The organism is Clostridium polynesiense (assembly GCF_000820705.1).
Lineage (GTDB): Bacteria > Bacillota > Clostridia > Clostridiales > Clostridiaceae > Clostridium_AA > Clostridium_AA polynesiense.
The window spans coordinates 1-13,832 of sequence record NZ_CCXI01000052.1 but is presented as its reverse complement, the minus strand read 5'-3'; the positions used below and the strand labels follow the sequence as shown (position 1 = coordinate 13,832).

At 31.0% G+C, this 13,832-nt stretch carries 13 protein-coding genes, 2 tRNA genes and 1 other annotated feature; of the genes, 8 read left to right on the top strand and 7 right to left on the bottom strand.

Translation table 11 applies throughout. From position 1 onward, the window contains the following. On the top strand, nucleotides 1–716 hold a 716-nt coding region (locus TA89_RS05115; RefSeq protein WP_040211454.1), incomplete at its 5' end, for a putative bifunctional diguanylate cyclase/phosphodiesterase. 59 nt (nucleotides 717–775) lie between these two features. On the opposite strand, the gene TA89_RS05110 is transcribed toward TA89_RS05115, so the two are convergent. The 4 genes from TA89_RS05110 to TA89_RS05095 all read right to left on the bottom strand — a co-directional run bounded on the left by TA89_RS05110 (nucleotide 776) and on the right by TA89_RS05095 (nucleotide 7,623). Then, entirely contained in the window at nucleotides 776–2,623 is a 1,848-nt protein-coding gene (locus TA89_RS05110; RefSeq protein WP_082023853.1) for an LTA synthase family protein, read from the bottom strand. A 188-nt stretch (nucleotides 2,624–2,811) separates the two neighbouring features. Then, on the bottom strand, nucleotides 2,812–5,733 hold the full coding sequence (locus TA89_RS05105; protein WP_040211452.1) for an insulinase family protein: 2,922 nt from the start codon (nucleotides 5,731–5,733) through the stop codon (nucleotides 2,812–2,814). 187 nt (nucleotides 5,734–5,920) lie between these two features. After that, a complete protein-coding gene (locus tag TA89_RS05100; RefSeq protein WP_040211450.1) occupies nucleotides 5,921–7,072 on the bottom strand; it encodes a GNAT family N-acetyltransferase in 1,152 nt (383 codons plus the stop codon). A 155-nt stretch (nucleotides 7,073–7,227) separates the two neighbouring features. After that, nucleotides 7,228–7,623 carry a rhodanese-like domain-containing protein gene (locus TA89_RS05095; protein ID WP_040211447.1) on the bottom strand — a complete coding sequence of 132 codons (396 nt, stop codon included), beginning with the start codon at nucleotides 7,621–7,623 and terminating at the stop codon, nucleotides 7,228–7,230. Between the two features lie 361 nt (nucleotides 7,624–7,984). On the opposite strand from TA89_RS05095, the gene TA89_RS05090 reads away from it, so the two are divergent. Then, entirely contained in the window at nucleotides 7,985–8,419 is a 435-nt protein-coding gene (locus TA89_RS05090; protein ID WP_040211445.1) for a hypothetical protein, read from the top strand. 42 nt (nucleotides 8,420–8,461) lie between these two features. On the opposite strand, the gene TA89_RS05085 is transcribed toward TA89_RS05090, so the two are convergent. From TA89_RS05085 to TA89_RS05075, 3 genes are all read right to left on the bottom strand, one after another. Next, entirely contained in the window at nucleotides 8,462–8,965 is a 504-nt protein-coding gene (locus TA89_RS05085; protein WP_040211442.1) for a GNAT family N-acetyltransferase, read from the bottom strand. Between the two features lie 12 nt (nucleotides 8,966–8,977). After that, nucleotides 8,978–9,280 carry a Dabb family protein gene (locus tag TA89_RS05080; RefSeq protein ID WP_040211440.1) on the bottom strand — a complete coding sequence of 101 codons (303 nt, stop codon included), beginning with the start codon at nucleotides 9,278–9,280 and terminating at the stop codon, nucleotides 8,978–8,980. A gap of 147 nt (nucleotides 9,281–9,427) precedes the next feature. Continuing rightward, complete coding sequence (locus tag TA89_RS05075) at nucleotides 9,428–10,012, bottom strand: lysoplasmalogenase (protein ID WP_278246212.1); 585 nt, start codon at nucleotides 10,010–10,012, stop codon at nucleotides 9,428–9,430. 223 nt (nucleotides 10,013–10,235) lie between these two features. Beyond that, nucleotides 10,236–10,472, top strand: a binding site (T-box leader). A 133-nt stretch (nucleotides 10,473–10,605) separates the two neighbouring features. Between TA89_RS05075 and TA89_RS05070 the strand changes: the two genes are divergently transcribed. From TA89_RS05070 to TA89_RS05045, 6 genes are all read left to right on the top strand, one after another. Continuing rightward, entirely contained in the window at nucleotides 10,606–11,136 is a 531-nt protein-coding gene (locus TA89_RS05070; RefSeq protein WP_040211436.1) for a tryptophan transporter, read from the top strand. 72 nt (nucleotides 11,137–11,208) lie between these two features. After that, complete coding sequence (locus tag TA89_RS05065; RefSeq protein WP_040211435.1) at nucleotides 11,209–11,454, top strand: DUF1292 domain-containing protein; 246 nt, start codon at nucleotides 11,209–11,211, stop codon at nucleotides 11,452–11,454. Nucleotides 11,455–11,703: 249 nt separating this feature from the next. Further along, nucleotides 11,704–11,779: transfer RNA gene (locus tag TA89_RS05060), tRNA-Ala, on the top strand. A 107-nt stretch (nucleotides 11,780–11,886) separates the two neighbouring features. Beyond that, nucleotides 11,887–12,522 carry a CPBP family intramembrane glutamic endopeptidase gene (locus TA89_RS05055; protein WP_040211434.1) on the top strand — a complete coding sequence of 212 codons (636 nt, stop codon included), beginning with the start codon at nucleotides 11,887–11,889 and terminating at the stop codon, nucleotides 12,520–12,522. Nucleotides 12,523–12,672: 150 nt separating this feature from the next. Then, nucleotides 12,673–12,747 (top strand) — tRNA-Thr (locus tag TA89_RS05050). Between the two features lie 101 nt (nucleotides 12,748–12,848). Next, nucleotides 12,849–13,832: aminopeptidase (locus TA89_RS05045; RefSeq protein ID WP_040211431.1), on the top strand; the 984-nt coding region annotated here is incomplete at its 3' end.

Here is a 13,832-nt window from a genome sequence, read left to right as displayed (position 1 = left end):
ATTTTCAACCTCAAGTTTCAGTTTTAACAGGAGAAGTTGTAGGTACCGAAGCTTTGATAAGATGGTGTCACCCTGAAAAAGGATTTATCAATCCAAATGAATTCATCCCTACCGCTGAGGATACAGGATTAATTGTAAATATAGGTGAAAGGATTATAGAAAAAGCAATAAGACAGATTAGGTACTGGCTTGATAATGACATTAAGGTTGTACCTGTTTCTATAAATCTATCTCCTTTGCAATTTCAGCAGCAAAATCTAATTCAATTTATAGATACTGTTCTTCAAAATTATAAAATCGAACCTTATTTAGTTAAGTTTGAGATTACTGAAAGCACTGCATTAAAAGATATAAATCAAACTATCAATACCATAAAAATACTGAATTCTATGGGTATTGAAGTTGCTTTAGATGATTTCGGCACTGGATATTCTTCATTAACCTATCTAAAACAGCTTCCCATTACCTATTTGAAAATTGATAAAGCTTTTATAAAAGACATCAATAACGATATGAGAGAAGCTTCTATAGTTTTGAGTATTATTACCCTAGCTCACGATTTATCCATTAAAGTTGTAGCTGAAGGGGTTGAAAATATCGAACAGTATACTATTTTAAAGGATTACGGCTGCGACGAAATTCAGGGATTTTACTTTGGTAAACCTATGACTGTTAAAGAATTTGAAAATTATATATCTTGTACCCACAAGCTATAAAATTTACAAAACACCAATTAGACAAAAGGCATACTCCTTTAACTAATTGGTGTTTTGTATTATTCGTCTTCAATCTTAAATAAATTTGAATTAATTATTTTATCACTTATTTCTAAAGACTTTATTCTGTTTTCTATCTCCTCAGGATGTTCTGCTTTTCCTTTATGCTCACCTAAGGCTGTAACAACAAAATCCTTATTTGTATTTAATAAATTTCTTCCTATTGTTGCTTCCTCTAGCTCAGAATCCTCAATGCCCATCAAATAAGACAGAGTAGGAAGAGTATCTACTTGTCCTCCAGTTGTGTCAAAGACCTTACCTTTTATATTCTTTGAATATATTATTAGCGGAACCCTTAAGTCATTTTCTAAAGCAAAATGATACTTTTCCGGAAGCTTTTCTACTTCATCAGCATAATATTTGTTAATACCTTCATGGTCTCCGTAAATCACTACTGCAGTATTATCAAGTATTCCTCTTTTATCTAATTCCTCAAGAAACATACCTATGTGCTTATCGGTATACCTTACTGTATGAAAATACTTTCCTAAAATTGACTGCTCAAGTTCTTGTTCTAGCTTTAGCTCCTTATGCTCCTCAGGCAGTGTGAAAGGACCATGATTTGTCAGTGTTACTGCAAAATTTAAAAACGGCTGTCCTTGCTTTTCAATTATATCTACAAGCTGCTTAAAGAAACTTTCATCACTTAGCCCCATTCCAATTTTTTCATCCTCTTCGAAGGCTGTAATGTCGAAACACTTATCATAGCCTATTGAAGAAAGAGCATTTACCCAGTTCCAGTAGCTGCCTTTATCTGCATGAGCTGCCACTGTACTATAACCTCTTTTCTTTAAAAGATTTGGAAGTGATCCAGGATAATGATTATTAGGAAATCTGAAAAATGTACTTCCGGATCTTACAGGTAAAATTGATGTATTGCTTATTAATTCCGCATCGGAAGTAGTTCCTTTATAGGTTTGTTCATGGAAATTATTAAAATAAATAGAGTTTTTCAAAAGCTTATTTAGGTATGGAGTTATTTCCTGGTCTTCTACCTCTTGCCCTATAACGAAATTTTCCAAGGACTCAACCTGAATTATTAAGAGATTCTTACCTTTTAAGCGTCCTTTAAAGTTATTATCCGGAAGATTTTCTTTTTGACCGGCAATCCAACTATATATTTCTTCCTTTTCATGAGGATCTAGCTCCAGAGGCTTGCTTTCTCTAATGAACTTAACAGCATCTACAATATGATAACCAATGGGCGTTAAAGCATACATGGTTTCATTAGGAGCCCAGCTCACAGAAAAGAACTTTTCATCTCTTTCTTCTGCATTTATCACATCTAAATTTATGTATGTTGAAAGAAGAAAAATCCCTGAGATTAAAAATAATAGGGCAAATACTGATTTCCTTCTGTAATTATTAGGTTTCATGTAAATTGAAAAAGGTATAAATATCAAAATGTCAGCAATAAGGAGCAGATCAATGCTTCTAAACAAGGAAAAAATACTATGGCTTAAATCTTCCAAATTAGATGTAAGCTGAAGCATGTGTGGGTTCAAAAAGGAACTGTTGCTCCTATAATATAAAATGTCACCTAAATATATTAACGTTATAACTGCATTAATAACAAGAAATGACCATTTTGCTTTTCTAAATAAAAAACCAAGGCTTAAAGCTATGGTTATAAAGCTTATATATATTAAAAGTGATGGATTTTTTATGTTAATTATTTCAGTGTTTAGCTTTGAAGCTTTGTCATCACCTATTATCATCATAAATATTAGAGTTTTTATTAGTATTCCAATAAAATTATATATAAAGGATGCGTTAAATAAAGTTAAAGTAATATTTTTAAGTCTCTCTCTTTCACCATCAATACTTCTATGGATAAAAGTATTCATCTTCTTTCCTCCTTAGTAATATTAATTATACTTTTTTGTATTATATAATAGATTCAGCATTAAATTTCACATTTAATAAAATCTTAAAAATATATTTAAATATTGATTTATTAAAAAAGGCCATGAGCATATTTTATCTCATAGCCTTTAAAGGATAAATATTTTATTATTTGCTTTTTTGCTATATTTTAGAAAACTTCCTGTATTTTAGTAAACATATCTTTATTTTCTATAATCTTTTCTTTATTCCCTAACACGCATAGATGGTTTTCTTCCATACCTTTTTTAAAGAGCTCGCTGAAGGATTTAATTTTTTCTTCATTAAAGCTTAATACCTCATCTCTTTCACGCTGAAGTTCCTCATAAGTTATACCTGCAAAATATCGGTTGTCTGATACGTCTGCTATCATTGAAGGTGTTAAAGGGAAGTCCAGCCTGCTGATAGTACCCAGTATATATTTAACTATCTCTCTTTCCGTGCTTTGAAAATTCTCTAAATAATCGGATATTTCATTGTATACTTTAATGGTTTCTTTAAGCTTAGGGTCTCTAAAGGATGAAATATAAACATTTCCGTCTTTTAATACATTAACATTTACACCATAGGCTCCACCAATTACTCTTACCCTATTCCAGAGATAATCTAATGTTAATATGTTTTCAATAACCCTCAGTGCACCATTATAGGTATAACCAAGATCTTTATAGTTAAATCCTTTTGCCACATATTGTACCTTTGCTTCAGTGGTTAGACCTTCGTTGTGATTTTCTAAAGCAAAATCATAATTTTCTTTTTTATTTTCCCAGTCCTTTAAGGAGCTTCCTACAGTATCCAATACTTCCTCAAGCTTTGGATAGTCCTCTTCTCCACAAGTATAACTTACCACAAGCCTGTTTTTATTAAAAACTAAATCCCTTACTATATTTAATTTATCAGAAATACCTTGAAAATTATCATGGAAGCTGCTTTCCAAGCCGCATAGGAATTTATAATAGCTTAAACCTCTTATAGACTCATCATATCTCCCTTTAGGAGTTAAATTGGCCAGTACCTTTAAGCTTGCAATGCTGTTTCCGTTATTATAGATAATGCTTTCCATCCTAGATTTTTGTTCTCTGATTAATGATAACATCCTTTGTTTTTCATTAAACTTAGTATTTTCAATTATCTCTTTCAATATCTCGGAAAGCTCAGGAAGCTTTTCTACTAAGGCTTTGGACTTAATCGCAAACAAAGGTTTAAATTCCTTGATATTATCCTTATGAGTAAATGCATTTACAGTGAAGCTAATACCACCGGTATTTATATTTATTTTGTTATTTAAAGATTCATAGCTATATCTTTCTGTGCTCACCTTAGCTAATAAATCCCCTAGAAGTCGGAGATAAGGCACAAGTTCCACAGGCACAGCATCAGCATCAAAGAAAAAATTCAAATAAGCTATTTTATTTGTGAATACATTGTGATACAGAATTTTTATATCCTTATTTATCCTTTCCTCTATTGGAAGCCACTCTGCTTTTTTATCTATGTCCCCTAGAGCAAGCTGCGGAATGGTATGCAGTACCTCCTCACTGTCTTGTGAGTTCTGTCTTTCTCTAAGTCTTTTGGTATTTTCAATTATAGCTTTTATTTCTTCTTCCCTTAAGGATGATTTATAATCCTTCATCTTTTTCTCAAGCTCTCTGTTCTTTCTTTCACCTAATCCCTTTTCTGGTTTCAATATTACCATAGAGCAGTGATGGTTCTTTAATATATATTTTTCTATTAACTCTTCAAAATAAGGTGAATGCAGAGCTTTTTTAATCTTCTTAAATTGCTCATCGTACTCTAGAGGGATTAATGGACTTTCATCATGAAGCCAGCTTTCCATAGAAGCCATATAATAAATTAACCCTTTAGGATAGCCTCTAAAATCGCTTTCTCTTAACAGAAATTCCTGATAATTAATGCTTGCTTCTATAAGCTCTTTATCTATACCTTCAGAAACAAGTTTTTTTAACGTATTAAAAACTACATCCTTAAATACTTCTTTATTTTTTTCTTCAGAGTTTTTTAATACTATTGTAAATATAGGCTGTTTACTGCTGCTGTCAAAGTCACCTACAACGGTTTTTCCTATTTCCGCTTCAATCAAAGCCTTTTTCAATGGTCCTGCTGGATTTTGCAGCAGTAAATATGTTAAAATCTGAAAAGCTAAGCTAAGCTCCCCATCCATAGCATTTCCTATAACAAAATTTAAGCTTAAATAAGTTTTATCTTTGTCTTCTTCTTCCTTGGATATAGTATAGGGAACAGAAAATTCCTTCCTTTCTGTAAAAGGTTTTTGCATTTTAATTTCTGAATATGAGGAAATTTTATCATATTCTTTAATATATGTGTCTATAAGTTTTAATTCTTCTTCTGTATCACCATCACCATATAGAAAAATATAAGAATTAGATGGATGATAGTACTTTTTATGAAAGTTTATGAAATACTCATAAGTGAGTTCAGGTATAACTTCAGGGTCTCCTCCTGAATCCACTCCGTAAGTGGTATCCGGAAGGACTGAAGCAGGTATATATCTATACAAAAGGGAATCCGGTGAGGAATAAACCCCTTTCATTTCATTATATACTACTCCATTTATGGTTAAATCGCTTTCCTCAGTTTCTAGTTCGTAATGCCAGCCTTCCTGCATAAATATCAAAGGTTCTTCATATATGAGAGGATGCAGCACAGCATCTAAATACACATTCATCAAATTGTGAAAATCTTTTTCATTTCTACTTGCTACAGGATAAATTGTTTTATCTGAGAATGTCATAGCATTTAAGAAGGTATTCATTGAACCCTTCAATAATTCAACAAAAGGTTCTTTACTTCTATATTTATTTGATCCGCATAAAACAGAATGTTCGATAATATGGGCAACTCCGGTACTGTTTTCCGGAGGAGTTCTAAAACCGATAGAGAATACTTTGTTATCATCGGAATTCTGAAGCTTAAAAAGTCTTGCTCCTGTCTTTTCATGAACAAATATCAATGCTTTAGAATTTATTTCTTTTATCTGCTTTATTTCATTAAGTTTAAAGCCGTTATATAGCTTATCTTTTTCTAATATCATTTAATTACTCCTTTCATAATTTCTTTTATTGTGACATTGAATGTTGTGTAATAATAGTATCGATAATATTATTACTATTATACCTTATTGTAGTAATATTTACCTATACTTATTAAGTTAAATAAAAATATAAAAGGCAGCTAAAGCCGCCTTTTGAAGTTAGTTATCAAAAGATTCTAATAAAATGCTACTGATAGTTTAAATTTCCTACCCAGGGTATATGTATTGGGAATATTTTATCTAATACGTTCTTAAATTCTAAAGATATATCCCAATTGCTTTTAATATCTTCCCATTCTCCTAATATAAGTTTTTCACTTTGTGTACTTTTTAAAAGGATAATTTCTTCTTTATATCTTATTACTTTATCCGACCCTTCCTCATAAAAGCTGAGTTTATTGAACTGTTCAGATGTTAGTCTCTGTTTAAAATAATCTGAAAGGCTATTCATAAAGTCAGTAAAATGAATGATCTTAACGGTTCCCAGCTGATTTATTTCCTTGTGAGAAGCATTGAGGCTGAGAAGATAACTACTCATTGCATCCCTATATTCACTTCTAATCATAACCTCATCTAAATCATTTAAATTTGCAGCTTCTTTTATTCCCTTTATAATCCCATTAATATCGCCGGCATATTCCACCATTATTCCGTAGGGTTTATTATTTTCATTCTTTCTTACTCTAATAATGAAATATGCTATATATTCATCCTGAAGCTTAACAACGTAGGTTTTATAATAAAAATCTCCCCAAACAGTAGTGGCTCCGGAATATAAGCTGTTAAATTCTTCATAGCTTCTAATAAATCTTGAGCTGTCTCTATTATATAGATTAATAAACATTTCTGCATTATAATCAGCAAGCTCCTCTACTTTCATAGAGGACAGTACAGGAATTTCATTAAGCATTTCTTTATTTATCTTCAGCTCATAAAATTTACCGCAAAAAGTGCAGCCTCTTCTTATATACAGACTTCTGCCTCCAGATACAAAAAGTAAATGCGTTTTATTTTTATACAGTCTCTTTTCTATATCATCTAATATTATTGAAGCATATCCTTTACCTCTGTGTTTATCATCAGTGCAGACAGCTCCAATAGATGCTGCTTTTATCCTGCTTCCTTCAATATCCATCATCGTAGGATAGTAATTAACATCTGCAGCTATTTCTCCATCTACGGATATTACTCTCATATTATCTAAGTTTTTCTCAGACAGAAGCAAAGGAAACTCTTTATGCATAGTTTTAAACATACCCGGTGAATTTCTAAAGGTTTCATTGGTTAGGCTTATGACTTGCTGAATTTCATCTTTTTTGCATGCTCTAGGTCCTTCCATGGTAATCCTCCTTATATTTATCTAAAGTATTGAATAGTTCATATTGGTAATTCTATAGAAACCATAATAATCCTTTAAATTATTTTACTAATTGAAAAATATAAATAATATGCCGCAAAGCTTCAGTACGTTAGCATTGCGGCAATTCTAAATAACTATTTTTTAATTAAATTATACTTCCACGAATTCAACCCTCTATATAGATGGTATATTTGGGTAAATTCATTTTTCAAAAGAAGTTTTACTGCTCTTGGACTTCTCCCTCCGGATGCACAGTGAACCAGGACAGGCTTGTCCTTATAGCTTTTTATACTGCTTAACCTCTGATCTAACTCACTAACAGGGATGAGTTTAGCATTTTTTATATGTCCTCTGGCAAATTCATCCTTTGTTCTCACATCTAAAACTAACACATTTTTATTATTTTCTATCAACTCTTTACCTTCTTCTGCTGTTATGTTTTTTACATTAGGGTGATTTACTTTTGAGAGCTTTCCCTTTAACAGAAGAATCATTAATACAGCTGCTGCAAAAAATATAAAACTATTCATTGAATTAATCTCTCCTTGTTCGAAATATATACTTAAAACTATATATTACTATATTTGAATATATAGATATTATAAGTAAAATTATAAATCAAATCATTTCGTATTTCAATAGTTAATCGAGTATCCTTTACATTTTAATATGTATAGAATCATATTTTTAGCTCTGGATTTATATATTCTTTATCCCCGTGGGGAAACACCGTTACAGAAACTAAAATAATCGTTCTGAATATAAATATAATATAACTTTAATTTCCTTAATAATGTTACTTACATTATTTGTATTAAATGCTATAATTTATATATAACTCTATTTCATAATTAACTTATCATATGTTTTATCAAACTAGGAGGTATAATTGTGAAGCTTAAATATTTTGTTTTTATTATTATATTTATATTTACGATAACAACAACTGCCTGCAGTAAAGATAAGTATGTATACCCTTCAAAGATAAATATAAAAAATACAAATAAAAGAGTTAAAGCCTTTTTAAACATCTGCGAGGACAAGAATGGTGTGTATCTCTATAATGATAATAATAAAAACTTATATCTATTTTTAAACGGCAGTACTAATATGTCAGAGGATAAAAGCATCTGTTTTAGAGATATAAAAATAATAATAGAAGATAATATTTTGAGTATTTACTTTAATGAGGAGTACAGCAGCTATTATAAGCATAAAGAGCTCTATAGTAAGCTCCTTTATAAGTTTAATCCTCCAGAAAAAATTGATACCATAAAAATTTTTAAAAATTCTAAGGAAATACATTTTGATTCTGTTATAAATTAAGGAAGCTCCAGGCTTCCTTGATTTATAGTTAAATTTATTAAATTATTGCTTTATCCAATATCTGCAGATCCCCTCTACAACATCTTCAATTCTGCCTCCGTTTTTTTCTATGATCCTTTTTGAGTATAAATTATCTTCTTTACAGGTTATCAGCACCTTTCTTATACCCAGTTCCTTAGCCTTATTCAATGTTTCCTTTAGAATAATATTTCCATAACCTTTTCCTCTTTCCGTGGGTCTTATGGAATAACCTATATGACCTCCTTTTTTAAAAAGTAAAGGTGTAAGGCTGTGTCTCAATTTACTTAACCCTACAGGCTTACTATTATGGTAAAGCACATAATAACTTTGTTTTACATATCCTCGATTTAGTCCTATTCCTTTAGACTCCTTTATTCTATCCTCTTTAAAATACTCAAAAAAACCTTCAGGCATGTCATAATATCTATTCTCAAAGCCATTTTCCCCAGGTCCTATCTCACGTATCATTTTTAATAGTTCTTTTCCATCTGTAATCTCTATAGCCTTCAAAATAATATCTGCCATAAACTACCCCATTTATTTTTCATAATCAACCACTATTCTGTCTTCTTTTACTAAACCTATATATTTTGCCACTTTAAGATGTTCTTCATGATTTTGATATTGATTTAATCCTTCATAATCTTCAAATTCAGAGTATAGAACTAAATCATAGGCGGCATTGTCCATTAGTATATTTATTCCTACTTCTATGTTAATGATCCCCGGTATTTTACTCTTAAGTCCCTCTAGGTCATTCTTTATTAAAAGGCAGTTATCTTTTTTACTTTTACCTTCTGCATGATCCTTTATCCTCCACATTACTATATGCTTAACCATAATTTTCTTCCTCCTTTTTAGACTTATTATAAAACTTCTATATTTTTTAAATTTTTCCTTCTTAAATTTAATGCAGTAATATAGTGAATTCTTCTTATAAGTGAATTTAAATAAATGTCTAGTAATCTCAGTGATAAAACTATATTTCTAAATCGCCCCTAAAACTATCAAAAATTGTGCAGCAATATAGGTGCTCATAATAATAAAACCAGAATATTTTATTTTACCCTTAAAGGCATTAAATGCCAGTACAGAATCTGAGATTATAAACAGCAGGCTTCCTATTAACATTAAAATACTCATTATACCTGGATTATATATTACTATTAACAAAGTCATATAGCTCATTATCATAATGACTCCCATATATAAAGCTCCCAATATTTTAATGCTTCCAAGGTAAGGCATCAAATACTTTACAAGAATTAAAGCGTACCCTATATATAATAAGATCCAAGCCATGTCTATAAATCTTAAGCTGCTAAAAGATATTTCCCCTGCAAAATATATTATATACAGTAAATGTCCTACAAAAAAGGAAATCAAACCTTTTAAGAAATGTTTTTCATGGTTTAGTAAGAATGTATCTCCCAAAAAACCACAAAATAAAGCAGCCAATATTAAATAACTGTAACCCTCAGTCGCATAAATATAATAAATCATTAAGCTAGGCATCAGTAATGGCTTAGTGAAATGAATCCCCTTTTTATTATCATAATAATTAAACAGCAAATTAAATACCGCTAAAATTATAAATAGTAATAGCCAAAAAGTGTTAACCAAAATATTTTCACCTCCTAGAATAATTATATTACTAAACAATTCATTTATATAGAGTATATTAATAATGTACCCTTCAATCAATATTAATCATTAACAGTTTTTGTTAACTCGTTATATAACTTTCATAATTTAAAGCACTAATTGACAGTATACTTTTAAAATGATAAAATTAATTAATCCGATGAAGAGGAAGAGTAGCTGAATTACTTACGTTTCAGAGAGTTGAGGATGGTGCGATCTCAATACAGCAGTATTTAGTGAATGGACCTTATAGGAATAAGCCGAAACCTTATTGGAAGTAGTCCTTATCGGGATTCGCCCGTTAAAGCGATAGGACATGTTTGTGTCTGAAAAAGATATGCTTTTAAGCATAATTTAGGTGGTACCGCGAGTTAACTTCGCCCTATATAGGGGTGGAGTTTTTTTATTTATAAAGATAATTTTCTAAGGAGGTGCAGAATATGAAATGAAGTTCTTCTTATAAATCAGATCAATCTATCAAAATGATAAATACACTTTATTTAATTAAGGAGAGATTTACTATGAAAACTAAAAACTTAATACTTAATGCTTTACTTCTGTCTATAGGATTAATGCTTCATCAGTTTGCACCTCCAATATTTGGAATGAAACCCGATTTTTTATTATCCATGATGTTCATAACAATATTTATAAGCAAAGACTATAAGATGACTGTAATTATCGGTGCTGTATCCGGGATACTCACCGCTTTAACCACAACTTTTCCCGGAGGACAAATACCTAATTTTATAGATAAAATAATTACAAGCAATTTAGTATATTTAATGATTCTATTTTTTGAAAGAAACAGTAGGATAAACAATATTAAAAACTCCATTAAAATAGGACTTTTGTCTGCCTCAGGGACTCTTGTAAGCGGAACGGTATTCTTATTCTCTGCAAACTTACTTTTTTCTCTGCCCGCTTCTTTTAATTTACTTTTTATTACTGTAGTTATACCCTCTATATTAATAAACACAGTTTCCTCTGTATTGCTTTTTAAAGTTATGAGTTCAGCAGCTAAAAGAACAGGATTATCAAATATACTTTAAAAATAATTAAGTATTAAAATACAGTTAAATGAACACAATACTCTTATGAATAGCTTAGAAAGGGGTATTGTTATGACTGTTAATTCAATCATGGCTTTCAGAGATGAAAAAGGTAATAGAATAGAGTATAAAATATTGGATGAGCTCATTGTTAATAAGGCTGGATATTTAATCATGTCACCCATAAATAACTCCAGCTCCTATGAGTTTTACAAACTAAAATTTGATAAACACATGAATGAACAGCTTTTATCCGTTGATGACAACAAAGAAATTGAAATGATAAAAAAAGCATCACATATTAATTTTAAGGTATAGTGTACTTTTGTGAAGCCTTGCTCTTTGCGAGGTTTCTTTTATTAATAATATTAATTCTAGTTATTAAAAAGGATTATCTTCACCTTTCATCAAATCACTATATAAAAACAACTGCCTCTTCCATAATTTCCTGGGAAATTATGGAATATATTATAGCATTAATTAACTTATTTGAAGTAATTTAAATTTAGAATAAATTATAAAAAACTATGGACTTTTCTAAATTGCATGTTAAAATATATATTGTACGGGGATATGGCGAAGTTGGGATCGCGCTTGAATGGCATTCAAGAGGCCAGGGGTTCGAATCCCCTTATCTCCACCAAAAACAGCATATCTCTCCAATATTGGAGAGATATGCTGTTTTTCTTTTGATGAAAATATGATAGGCTTAATACATATTATTCTAATTTTTGGAGGTTATTTGCAATCATGTATAAAGAAACGAAATCTAAACTCTTAATTACATATTCTATTATTCTTATTCCTGTCATGATAATTATTTTTTCTATATCAACAAGTTTATTAGGTAAAACTTATGGTTACTTTGCCGGACATGCCTTGTATATAATATTAATATTATTGGGTATTTTCTTTGTTTCCCCTATTAAAATAAAAAGTACTAGTTTTCAAAAATATAAAATTTTGTATTATAGCATTGCATTTTTACCGGTATTAGCAACATTCTTTGTTGCCTTTCTGCCCGCTGCAAAGAAACTGTCATTTCCCGTTATTATTGTTACCGTCCTTTATGCAATTTTCAATTCTGTATCAGAAGAGTTATTTTGGAGATATACATATAACGCAATTTATCCAGATAATATTATGCTTGCATATCTTATCCCTACTATACTTTTTTCCTTATTGCATTTTGCATTTCTTTTTGCCAAAGGAATGTCATATCATGGAGGGGTCTGGGCATTAGTTGGCGGAGCATCATTTATGGGCTTTCTATGGGGATTAGTTATGTTTAAAACCAAGAACATTCAAGTTGTGGTAATCGCCCATGCTCTGACGAATTTCTTCGCCTTTAGCCAGCTGATTTATGAAAATTGGTTTTTATTTTAAAAACTATCTTAACTAAAAAGCTATAATACTGCCTGCACATAAAACAATCATACTAATATGCCTCTGTATTTGTTTATGAACCTTCATTAGAGTCTATATTCTACTTTACATAAAATTATGATATAATATTTAAGTGGTCAATAAGTATAAGCTGGTGTGGCTCAGAGGTAGAGCAGCTCACTCGTAATGAGCAGGCCGTGGGTTCAATTCCCACCACCAGCTCCATTTTTTTACATATTTTTCTATGCTCTTGACAATATTTTTGTAAACACGTAATATTACATATATTACCAGTTGTTATATATTATAATATGAGAGGTGTCAATATGAATGAGGAGTTTTTAAAAAAGTATGCCAGATTAGCAGTTAAAACCGGTGTTAACGTTCAAAAAGGGCAAACATTAGTTGTAATGTCTCCCATAGAATGTGCAGATTTCACCAGGATGGTCAGTGAAATAGCCTATGAGGAAGGTGCCGGTGAAGTTGTGATTCACTGGAATGATGAGATTTCATCAAAGATAAAATATCTAAAAGCACCGGATAATATTTTTGATGAAGTACCTCAATGGATTGTAGATTCTTATCTGCATTATTCCAGACAGGGTGCTTGCTTTATGTCTATATCCGCCTCAGACCCTGAACTTTTAAAGGACGTGGATCCTAAGAGAATAGCACGATATCAAAAGGCTAGGCAGACAGCCTTAAAAGAACATAATGAAAGACTTATGAGTAATAAGAATTCATGGTCAGTAATTTCAATTCCTACCGCCGCATGGGCTAAAAAAGTTTTTCCTCTCAGTTCCTCAGAAGAGGCGAAGGAAAAGCTGTGGGAAGCAATCTTTAAAATAGTGCGGGTAGATAGAGATGATCCGGTATCAGCATGGGAAGAACATAAAGAAAACCTAAAGAAATCAATGGATTTCCTTAATGAAAATAATTTTAAGTCAATACATTTGAAAAATTCAAAGGGTACTGACCTCAATATTGAGCTTCCGGAAAATCATATATGGGTAGGCGGTGCCGAATATACTGCAGATGGGGTTGAATTTATTGCTAACATGCCTACTGAGGAAGTATTCACCCTTCCTAAAAAAACTGGAGTAAATGGAATTGTTTATAGCTCAAAACCTTTAAACTATGGGGGGAATTTAATTGACAACTTTTCTATAACCTTTAAGGACGGAAAAGCTGTTGATTTTACAGCTGAAAAGGGTTATGACACCTTAAAAACTATCATAGAGACAGATGAAGGCTCCCAGTATTTAGGTGAGGTAGCCCTAGTGCCCTATGACTCCCCTATTTCCAATTCA

Bases quoted from the DNA above. Each gene is read 5' to 3' on its own strand.
- TA89_RS05065 (WP_040211435.1), top strand. From the start codon at position 11,209: ATGACTGTTAATTCAATCATGGCTTTCAGAGATGAAAAAGGTAATAGA.
- TA89_RS05105 (WP_040211452.1), bottom strand. From the start codon at position 5,733: ATGATATTAGAAAAAGATAAGCTATATAACGGCTTTAAACTTAATGAA.
- TA89_RS05100 (WP_040211450.1), bottom strand. From the start codon at position 7,072: ATGGAAGGACCTAGAGCATGCAAAAAAGATGAAATTCAGCAAGTCATA.
- TA89_RS05085 (WP_040211442.1), bottom strand. From the start codon at position 8,965: ATGGCAGATATTATTTTGAAGGCTATAGAGATTACAGATGGAAAAGAA.
- TA89_RS05070 (WP_040211436.1), top strand. From the start codon at position 10,606: ATGAAAACTAAAAACTTAATACTTAATGCTTTACTTCTGTCTATAGGA.
- TA89_RS05095 (WP_040211447.1), bottom strand. From the start codon at position 7,623: ATGAATAGTTTTATATTTTTTGCAGCAGCTGTATTAATGATTCTTCTG.
- TA89_RS05055 (WP_040211434.1), top strand. From the start codon at position 11,887: ATGTATAAAGAAACGAAATCTAAACTCTTAATTACATATTCTATTATT.
- TA89_RS05110 (WP_082023853.1), bottom strand. From the start codon at position 2,623: ATGAATACTTTTATCCATAGAAGTATTGATGGTGAAAGAGAGAGACTT.
- TA89_RS05080 (WP_040211440.1), bottom strand. From the start codon at position 9,280: ATGGTTAAGCATATAGTAATGTGGAGGATAAAGGATCATGCAGAAGGT.